Annotated in this window: 2 protein-coding genes; both read right to left on the bottom strand. The window is 49.4% G+C overall.

Translation table 11 applies throughout. The features are described 5' to 3' along the window. Nucleotides 1-125: 125 nt before the first annotated feature. A complete protein-coding gene (locus tag PUQ60_RS11385; protein WP_015552775.1) occupies nt 126-1,835 on the bottom strand; it encodes an acyl-CoA dehydratase activase in 1,710 nt (569 codons plus the stop codon). Then, the gene (locus tag PUQ60_RS11380) at nt 1,832-3,112 is read right to left on the bottom strand and encodes a 2-hydroxyacyl-CoA dehydratase family protein (RefSeq protein ID WP_118684663.1); all 1,281 of its coding nucleotides are present in this window, start codon (nt 3,110-3,112) and stop codon (nt 1,832-1,834) included. The genes PUQ60_RS11385 and PUQ60_RS11380 overlap by 4 nt, the downstream gene beginning before the upstream one ends. Nucleotides 3,113-3,240 lie beyond the last annotated feature (128 nt).

Raw genomic sequence — 3,240 nt, 5'->3', positions numbered from 1 at the left:
CGATGAACACAAGTTTAAAACCGGCAAATACTCTTATAAAGAGGCTGTGATCGACGAATTGGCCACAGCCTCTCCCAGTGAATATCTGACGAAAATATCGATACAAGTGTTTTAACCCTGCCGCTTCATCGCGTTTCCTCCGCACTGCCTTTACATTTCTCATAAGCAAATAGCGCCGCTCCCAGCGCACCGCAGAGCTGCGCCTCATCACAGATATAAAGTTTAGCACCAAGCTTCTCTTCCAATGCCTGGATGATACCCCGGTTCTTCGCCACACCGCCGGTCATCATATATTCGCCTGGATGATCCTTTCCAAGGCGGGCTGCCAACGCGCCGACTTTTGAGGCAACTGACACATTTAAACCGTGGATAATATCTGCCACATCCTTATTCTGTGCCACCAGCGACACGACCTCCGACTCTGCAAACACCGTACACATGCTGGAAATCACGATATTATGCTTCCATTCCAGCCCTTTCACACTCATTTCCTCCAGGGAAAGTCCCAGCGTTTTCGCCATCATTTCCAGAAAACGTCCCGTTCCGGCGGCACATTTGTCATTCATCAGGAAATTTTTCACGGCTCCCTGCCCGTCGATGCTGATCGCCTTGATATCCTGCCCGCCAATGTCGATGATAGTGCGGACATTCGGATTCAGATAATTTGCGCCCTTGGCATGGCAGGTAATCTCCGTGATGCTGTCATCCCCGCTGTCAATGTAGGATCGTCCATATCCGGTCGTATCGATCCGCACGATCTCCTCTTTCTTAATTCCCGCTTTCTCAATCGCCAGATCCAGACTCTTCTCGGCGCTCATCATCGCACCGCCGCCGGTCGGAATAATCATCGTCGATTTAATTTTTCCATCCTGATCCAGTATGACCACATCCGTACTTGTCGAACCGCTGTCGATTCCCGCTACATAAAAAATGCCCGACTCCATCTTCTTTCTTGCCTCCTCACTGATACCTTTTCCCGGATCCATATCCTCTGATCCCTCGATCGTCTCCTCAAATGCCTGAATGCGCGTCAAAAGCTGCCCCGCGCTCTGGCTCGTAAAATCAGTCTCAATCTTAAGGAGCGGAACCTTGATATCCCGCTTGATACTCGCATACTCAAATCCATAATAATCACAGAACTTGATCGTGTGATAAATAATTCCCTTTAAATTCGGATCCAGATACAGACGGTTTCTGCGGATCGAACGGTTCATGCGGAAACACGGCATCTGTCCCAGCAGGACGTCCGCGTAAGAAAGAAACAGCTCCTCTTCCTCCATATTCCACATTTCATCCTGTACGACCGACAGTTTCCGACCACCCGTACAGGTCAGATTTTCCACATCCATCTGGATATTGTCCCGGATCATATCCTCCAGAATGCCGCTGACCCGCACGCCCAGCACACCAATGTACGGCTCCGTGTTCATTTCCGGCGTAATAAAGGACTTGATAAAAGCGCGTTTATCAAACACTTTCCCGGAATATGCCTCATATGCCTTTTTAAGCCTCCGGATCGTGCCCGCAAATTTCACTTTTTCACATTCATTATCATCATGCGGCAGATCCAGCATATATAAAAACTTACATTTTCCCGTGCTCTCCACGATATCGTAAACGCGCCGCATCGAATCGCAGCAGTTTACCAGCACCAGCTGTTCAACCTTTCCTTCCAGCACTGCCTGAATGACCGATTTTCCAAAGCCGCACAGATTTGCATGTGCAATCTGATCCGACTGTTCGAAATTTTCCGGCATTTCCTCCAAAACAGAACATTCTTCTCCAAACCCCCGGAACAGCTCGATCGGGGTGTACTTACAGACGTAATAAATCATGCGTGTTTCTCCTCCTTGCCCTTTTCCAGCATTTCCACAAACGCCTGAAGCCGCGTCGATACCTGACCGTCGCTGGTATTGGCGGGGTTGCAGCCGTCACCGTCGAGAATCATCGTCGGAAGTCCTGTCTTTTCTAAGGACTGCTTAATCAGGCTGGATGCACCGATCGTTCCCTTACAGCCCCAGTGGGCAAATAAAACAGCACCATCCGCTTCCGTGATTCTGGCAAGCCGTTCCGCTTCCTCAACTCTCTGTTTCACACTGCCGTTGTAAATGCAGTAGACCATTTTCTCTGCCATCGCCTCATACGGGTCTTCCGCATGCATCTCCTGAAAACCATCTGCGATGAAATCACAAGCGCGGATGTGCATTTTCTTACTATAATTAAAAATATCCTTAACCGGCTCCTGTAAAAATGGCATGATGTGCATCCAGATTACCGAAAGACCATCTCCCCTCGGTGACATCCGCACATCGCGCAGAAGTTTTTCCGTATAGGTAACCGCCGTCTCTGAGCCAGCCATCAGATGGCACATAAAAAGCGCATACAATTCATTCGTCAGAGAGGTCACCGGGTCATGCGCACACCGCAGGGCAAGCTGTTTTTTATAATTCGCCGCCGCTTTCCGGCTGTTATCTACCGCACTCCGCACTGTTTCCTCCGAAATCCGTCTGTCCGTCGTCTCCTCCAGAAACCGTTTCAATTTCCGCAGCTGATCCGCCACATACAGAACCGATTCCCGGTTTTTCTCATACGGAACATCAATATAAAAGCCCGGACATTCAAATTTATCCTTTAAATACGGAAACGTCATCATATTTCCATCACACGCAAGGTTCGTATAAATCATGCAGTTCGGTTTTGGCAGAATCCCCGTCAGCGCCGCCCCCAGAAACACCCTGTGGTACGAACACATCGTCTCCGGAAATCCTTCTTCCTCCGTTTTCCGAAGAAACGTCTGCTCACACTTCGTTCCCGCCATAAAACAGGACATCGCCTCCACTGAGTACGGCGTCAGCCCTGCCGCCATCACCAGCTCTCCCGGCACAAATATGCTGACCATCGCCGCATTCTCCGGTTCCGACAGCGACTGAATGATATTTTTCATAACCACCCGCGCCACATACTGTCCCGACGACGGCAGCCCCCGATCCGGCAAAAACTGAAGCTTCTTTTCCTGCAGGCGGTATCCTGCAAGAAGCAGCCGACGCGCTTTTTCCGGATCCTTAAGCGCCTGGCTGCTCACTCTATTTCCAAATTTTTCAATTACATCCATTGTTCTTTCTTCCATTCTTTTAAGTTCATTTTTCTGTCATATCGCCCTGATGCAGATGGATATGGTTCCGCGCCTTTGCAGGCAAACGGACATTCTTTATTATAGTCAGTTGGATGGGAATTGTAAAT

The organism is Clostridium sp. AF02-29, assembly GCF_934835585.1.
Classification (GTDB): domain Bacteria; phylum Bacillota; class Clostridia; order Lachnospirales; family Lachnospiraceae; genus Otoolea; species Otoolea fessa.
The sequence above is the reverse complement of the archived record's forward strand: the minus strand, read 5'-3'. Positions and strand labels throughout refer to the sequence as shown.

Bases quoted from the DNA above. Each gene is read 5' to 3' on its own strand.
- PUQ60_RS11385 (WP_015552775.1), bottom strand. From the start codon at position 1,835: ATGATTTATTACGTCTGTAAGTACACCCCGATCGAGCTGTTCCGGGGG.
- PUQ60_RS11380 (WP_118684663.1), bottom strand. From the start codon at position 3,112: ATGGATGTAATTGAAAAATTTGGAAATAGAGTGAGCAGCCAGGCGCTT.